This window comes from Nitrospirillum iridis (genome assembly GCF_014205765.1).
In the GTDB taxonomy this organism is placed as follows: Bacteria; Pseudomonadota; Alphaproteobacteria; order Azospirillales; family Azospirillaceae; genus Nitrospirillum; species Nitrospirillum iridis.
Window position 1 is genome coordinate 193,741 of record NZ_JACIIZ010000015.1, and the last position, 6,133, is coordinate 199,873.

General features: G+C 66.9%; 5 protein-coding genes and 1 rRNA gene. 4 read left to right on the plus strand and 2 right to left on the minus strand.

The genetic code is table 11. The annotated features are described in order from the left end of the window. Nucleotides 1-28 precede the first annotated feature (28 nt). Both FHS74_RS23645 and FHS74_RS23650 read right to left on the minus strand, forming a co-directional pair. On the minus strand, nucleotides 29-529 hold the full coding sequence (locus FHS74_RS23645; protein WP_184806205.1) for an Mpo1-like protein: 501 nt from the start codon (nucleotides 527-529) through the stop codon (nucleotides 29-31). Between the two features lie 58 nt (nucleotides 530-587). Next, nucleotides 588-2,639 (minus strand): elongation factor G, encoded by a 2,052-nt coding sequence (locus FHS74_RS23650; RefSeq protein ID WP_184806207.1) that lies wholly within the window; start codon nucleotides 2,637-2,639, stop codon nucleotides 588-590. A 442-nt stretch (nucleotides 2,640-3,081) separates the two neighbouring features. On the opposite strand from FHS74_RS23650, the gene msrP reads away from it, so the two are divergent. From msrP to FHS74_RS23670, 4 genes are all read left to right on the plus strand, one after another. After that, the gene (gene msrP / locus FHS74_RS23655; protein WP_184806210.1) at nucleotides 3,082-4,020 is read left to right on the plus strand and encodes a protein-methionine-sulfoxide reductase catalytic subunit MsrP; all 939 of its coding nucleotides are present in this window, start codon (nucleotides 3,082-3,084) and stop codon (nucleotides 4,018-4,020) included. A 121-nt stretch (nucleotides 4,021-4,141) separates the two neighbouring features. Further along, entirely contained in the window at nucleotides 4,142-4,726 is a 585-nt protein-coding gene (locus FHS74_RS23660) for a hypothetical protein (protein ID WP_184806212.1), read from the plus strand. Then, nucleotides 4,723-5,280, plus strand: coding sequence for a hypothetical protein (locus FHS74_RS23665; RefSeq protein WP_184806215.1), 558 nt, complete (start codon nucleotides 4,723-4,725; stop codon nucleotides 5,278-5,280). The genes FHS74_RS23660 and FHS74_RS23665 overlap by 4 nt, the downstream gene beginning before the upstream one ends. Nucleotides 5,281-6,068: 788 nt before the next feature. Continuing rightward, nucleotides 6,069-6,133 (plus strand): 16S ribosomal RNA (locus FHS74_RS23670); the annotation flags it as partial.

Here is a 6,133-nt window from a genome sequence, read left to right on the forward strand (position 1 = left end):
AAAGGCGGCCTTCCGGGCCGCCTTTTGCTTATGAGCGCAACGCGGCCTGCCGTTCGATGCGCTCGTGCAGCCCGGCCGGCAGCAGGCCCAGGGCCATCAGGCCCTCGGTCGCCACGAACATGGGGCCGATCAGCGCCTGGAACAGATTGTCGACCAGCGCCGGCTTCCGGCCCTCGAACACATGTCCTAGCAACTGCAGCGCCCAGCCGCCGACGAACAGCCCGCCGGCGACCCAGCCCACGGTGCTGGTGGGCAGGTGATCCACCGCCCAGGCGGACAGCCAGACGGACGGTACCACCAGCAGGCCCAGCGCCAGGCCCACCGGCCGGTTCAGGGCGATCCACAGCGCCCAGACCATCGTGGACAGAGCCAGCCCCAGGGTGACCGGGCCCACCCGCACCAGGGTGGTCGCCAGCACGACCGAGAACACGATCACCGGGATTCCCACGGCATGGGTGGCCTTGTTGCGGCCGTCGCGGTGATAGGTGGTGTACATGGCCATCTGGCGTTCAAATAGTGTGTCGGCCACGGCCCCTCCCTTGTCGATTATCAGGTTATCGATCACTAACCATAGCCGAATCCGGTCGTCATTGCGCGGCATATCCGGCTTGCCGGTCCCCGCCCGAATGATCGGCCACGACGCGGTCGGCCAGGCGGCCCATCAATTCCGCCAAGTGGTCGAAGCGGGCGGTGTAGCCGCCCAGGCCCAGGGTCAGGGACCGCAGATCGACGATGAAGTCGGCCATGTCCGCCTGGGGGACGTGGGCGGAGACCTGGTCCCAGCCGGACCAGCCCGGGCGCACGTCAAAGCCCAGGATGTGCCCCCGCCGGCCGCTCAGCAACCGTTGCACCTTGGCCGTGAACTCGGCCGGCGCGGTCACGGTGACCATCATGATCGGTTCCAGCAGCACCGGTTCCGCCTGGGTCAGGGCCTCGTGCACCGCCATTCGGCCGGCGGTGCGGAAGGCTTGTTCGCTGCTGTCCACGGAATGGAACTGGCCGCCGGTCAGGGTGACCGCGACGTCCACCACCGGGAAGCCCAAAGGACCGCTGCCGAGAGCCTCGCGGGCGCCATCCTCCACCGCCGGGATGAAGGGCCGGGGAATGACCCCGCCCACCACCCTGTCCTCGAAGCGGACGCCCTGGCCGCGCGGCAGGGGGGAGAGGGTCAGGTGGACGTCGGCGAACTGGCCGTGGCCGCCGGATTGGCGTTTGAACCGGGCGTGTTCCGCCACCTCGCGGCGGATGCTTTCGCGATAGGGCACGGCGGGCGGGCGGGCGGTGACCGCCAGGCCGAACCGGTTCCGCAGCCGGTCCAGCGCGATGCCCAGGTGCACCGTGCCCTGGCCGGACAGCACCATGTCGCCATCCGCCAGGGTCAGGCGCAGATCCGGGTCCTCATCCAGCAGCTTGGCCAGCGCGCCGGTCAGCTTGACCTCGTCCGTCCGCTGCTCCGCCCGCACCGCCAGGGCGTGCACCGGCTCCGCCGCCAGGGGCCAGGACAGAGGCGCGCGGGCTTCCCCCTTGGTGGAAAGCAAGGCGCCCGGTTGGGCATGGTCAAGCTTGGCCAGCGCCACCACGGCGCCCGCCCCGGCGCTGGTGATCTTGGTGGGGGTGGCGCCCGCCAGGGCGAAAACGCCGCCCACCCGGTCGGGGCCCAGCGCCTGGCCATCCGCCACCTCCCCCTGCCAGACGCGGCAATAGGCGAGGCGGCCGCTATGGGGGGCGTGATGGATGCGGAAGGGCTGGACCAGCACGCCGTTGCCCTCCAGGCCCAGCCGGCGCGCGGTGATGCCCACGGGCGGCGTCTCATGGCGCAGGGCCTTCAACAGGCGGCGTACGCCGCTGTCGTCCTGGGCGGAGCCTAAGAAGACGGGGACGATCAGATCCTCGGCCAGGTCGCGGCTCAGCTGGCGGTAGACGTCGGCGGGCGGCGGCGACACCTCGTCCAGCAATTGCTCCAGCAGGGCGTCGTCGAAATCGGCCAGGGATTCCAGCAGGTCCTGGCGGGCGGCGCGCTCCCGGTCCAGCATGGCGTCGGGCAGGGGCACCGCTTCCGAATCGCGGCCGGCGCGGTAGCGATAGGCGCGCTCACTCACCAGGTCGACATAGCCGGTGACGGCATCGCCCTGGCGGATGGGCACCTGGCGCAGGATCAGCGGGCGCTGGGAGACGGCCTCCAACGCCGCCATCAGGTCGGTCACGCGGACGTCGCCGGCGCCCAACTGGTCCACCTTGTTCACGAACAAGAGATGGGGGATGGCGTTCTCATCCAGGAAGCGCAGCAGGGGGGCCAGCATGGCGGCCTTGTCCGGTACCGGCTCGCATACCACCACGGCCACGTCGGCCACCATCAAGGCGCGGGTGGTGTCGCCCGCCAGTTCGATGGAGCCGGGGCAGTCCAGAAGGTGCCAGGGGTCCCCCAGATAGGCGCAGGTGTGGACGCTGACTTCCGTGCTCATGTGGCGCGCGCGGGCCTCGGCGCTGGCGTCGCCGGCGCTGTTGCCATCCTGCACGCTGCCCTTGCGGGCGATCTGCCCCGTGGCCATCAACAGGCTTTCCAACAGGGTGGTCTTGCCGCTGAGGTAGGGGCCCACCAGGGCCGCGCACCGCGGTGCCGATCTTGTGCCGTTGTTCATCCTCGCCTCCGGATCTGTCTTGGTCCGGGGCCTCGTGCTGGGCGGTATTGGCCGACCCCGGGGCGCCTATAACGTGGGCATCGTGAAACGCTGGCGATGGGACCCGCGTCTCGCGGGGAATGGGGGTCCCAAGGACGCTGGGGTTCTTTGGAACGCTGTCTGGAACGCTGAGGCGCCCGGGGGCGGTGGCCGGTCCCAATACGGGCACCCGCTTCCTCCCGAGGCATGATGACACACCCGCCCCGTCCGCCTGTCGAGGGGAAAAGCGCGTTTCCGGACGATTCGGCCCCCTGCGGCGGGATTCGGGCCGCTGGCTATGGAAACGATAGTCCGTGGGGCCTTGATATGCCCGTCGTCGTTCCCTCCTTATTAGGTCACGGGGGTGGGCGGATGGCCGCCCCGGCTGTCAGGCACCCGGCTGTCAGGCACAAGGAACGGCATCATGCTGATCAGGACCAAGCGCGATTGGGAATTGCCGGAGTCGGCGGCGACGCCGGAATCAGTCTACCTGAACCGCCGCGCCCTCATGACGGTGGCGGGCGGCATCGCCGGCGGCCTGGCGCTGGGCGGCCGCCGCGCGCTGGCCGCGGACGCGCCGGCGCCCAATCCGGCCTACACTCTGGACCGGGCGGTGACGCCGGAGGCGGCGGCCACGAGCTACAACAATTTCTATGAGTTCGGCACGTCCAAGGACGTGGTGTCGGCGGCGCAGAAGATGCCCCTGCGGCCCTGGACGGTGCGCATCGACGGCCTGGTGGAAAAGCCCATGACCCTGGGCGTCGACGATCTGCTGAAGGCGATGCCGGTGGAAGAACGGCTCTATCGCCACCGCTGCGTCGAGGCGTGGGCCATGGCCGTGCCGTGGATGGGATTTCCGCTGGCCAAGCTGGTGGCATTCGCCAAGCCGCTGTCCTCGGCCACATACGTGGAGCTGCAGACCTTCGGCCGCGACGTGTATGCGGCGCCGGGCCTGCGCCAGCCCTTCTATCCCTGGCCCTATGTCGAGGGACTGACCATGGCGGAGGCGACCAGCGACCTGGCCTTCCTGTCCACCGGTCTCTATGGCAAGCCGTTGCAGGGCCAGAACGGCGCGCCCCTGCGCCTGACCCTGCCGTGGAAGTACGGTTTCAAATCGGTGAAGTCGGTGGTGCGAATCAGCTTCACCGACAAGCGGCCCAAGACCTTCTGGGCCCTGCTGAACGCCGATGAATACGGCTTCTGGGCCAACGTCAATCCGGCGGTGCCCCACCCCCGCTGGTCCCAGGCCCGGGAGCGGCTGCTGGGCAGCAACGAGTCGGTTCCTACCCAGATATACAACGGCTATGGTGCCCAGGTGGCCGGTCTATACAAGGGCTTGGAAAAGGAAGCGCTGTTTATGTAGTCGCGTGAACCGACTATTAACTATCCTGACGGTATCAAATAATCGCTTGCCGGCGGTGGCGGATAAATTAAAGTATTGGTGATCGAGAACATGGTCCGGGGGCGTCAGGGTGACCGAGGGCGTGATCGCCATATTGGAGTTCGGGCTTTTCGTTTTTCTGGCCACCGCCGGGATCAGCGTGCTCGTGTCCCTGGTCGCCCATGTCCACAGCATGGTGCTGGAGCATTTGGCTGACGTCAGCGGCTTGCGGCAGCGCCTGGCCCGCTACGCGCGCCTGGCCAGCGGCCTGTCGGACCGGGTGGAGGCGCGCAAGGGCACGGCGGCCGGTGCGGCCACCGTGCTGTTCTCCAACCAGCGCCAGGAGGCCCAGCTGAAAAAGCGGGTGCGGGAGCTGGAGGCGTGCCCCCACCGCTTCGTTCGCGTGCTGGGTCATGAGCTGCTGCCCAACCGGCCGTTCGAGTTTCTGGCCTTGAACAGTTCGGTCTCCCACCAGGTTAAGCGGGGGGAGCGGCACGCCTTCTTCGACAGCAGCTGGGCGCGGCCGGTGCCGGTGCACGTCTGGGCTTCCAACATGGAAGAGGCGCGGGCCGAATTCGAACGGGCCTTCCCCCGCACCCTGGGCTTCAAGGTGACGCATGCCCAGTCCCTGCCCACCGACGTGACCCTGACTGATCCCGCCACCATGGAGATGGAGGCGGCGCCGTGAACTGGTTCGCCATCGCCTTGGGGGTCATGATCGTCTTGATCGGGGTGAAGCCGGCCTTCCAGAAGGCGCAGCGCCGGGTGAAGCGCACCCGCCGTTCCATCAAGGATCTGCAACGTCGCCGCTATGTCCTATCCCAGCAGGTGCGCGCGCTGGCCCGGGAAAGCCTGTCTCAGCGTCTGACCAGCGCCGCCGACGATGTCGAAGCGGCGACATTGGGCAGCAATGTGAAGGGGCTGACCGATCAGGTGAACGCGCTGGAGTCCGTGGATCGGCGCATCCTGGTGACGGATGAGCGGCGCGGCCTGCAGGAAACCGGGTGGATCGTGCTGATCCGCCGGGCCGAGGGCATCCCCATGGAACCCACGCGTGTGGTGAAGCTGTGGGAGGAGGGGCGGTACTTCTTCTTCTTCGCCACTGATCTCACGCGGGCCCGGCGCAAAGCCCAGCTGCGCTTTCCGGCCGCCCAGGGCTATGAGGTCCTCGACGTGGTCCCGCATGAGGGCGACCTGTCGGAAACCCCGACGTTCGGGGGCGCCAAGCGCCAGAGCGCCTGAGGGGGGGGGCGTTGATGAGGCCGCCGCCTCGCTCCCGGGTCGGATGCCTTCCGAATTCAAGGGGCGACGTCCCCGTTTAGTTCAGGGCAGCCTTCGATGGCGGCCCTCCGGAAAGCGTGCAGAAAGCGCTTTACAGCCCCAGGGCCATCCCCTATAACCCGCCGCCCTGACCCCAGCCTGGTTGCTCCGCAGCCGGATAATGGTTCGGGCGCCGCGAGTAATCGCGGCAAGGTTCTCTGAAAAGTGAAAACATCTAACGCTGCATCAGTCGATGCCGTGGCTATTGTTGTGAGTGGGCGGGGCTAAAATAGATCGTGTTTGATCTCCTTTAGTTTCTCCATCGCGACGAATATCCGCATCGTCGGCCTCGCCAATATCCGCTGCGATGACGTTGATTTAAAAAATCAGCGAAAACGAAAAAAGATACTTGACGGCGACGCGGTGAGCGAGTAGATGTTTGGCCATCGACGTGGTGAACGCCGCACGATGAAACGACGACGAAGCGCTGGCGATGCCAGCCGGGTCGTCCGGCGCCGCGGTTGCGGTGCCAGGCTCTTGGACAAGTGAACGGAATTCGAGAAGGGATACGCGGGCGGCGGTGCCGACATTGCGATCTGGATCGCAACAAAGGCAAATCAGCCTAGTCCACGTATCTTCTAATACATGCTCTGAATATGTTCCCCTGGCGACGGGGGAAACAGGAACGGACTTGGGTTTGAAGGTACCAACCAAGGTTGGTTGCCATCGAGGTTCTTGTCGGCCGGCAACGGCTGATGGGATACCGCACAGAACCTGAGAGTTTGATCCTGGCTCAGAACGAACGCTGGCGGCATGCCTAACACATGCAAGTCGA

What these genes read in the sequence shown, in the direction of transcription:
- FHS74_RS23650 (WP_184806207.1), bottom strand. Translation starts at nt 2,639, where the DNA reads ATGAACAACGGCACAAGATCGGCACCGCGGTGCGCGGCCCTGGTGGGC.
- msrP (WP_184806210.1), top strand. Translation starts at nt 3,082, where the DNA reads ATGCTGATCAGGACCAAGCGCGATTGGGAATTGCCGGAGTCGGCGGCG.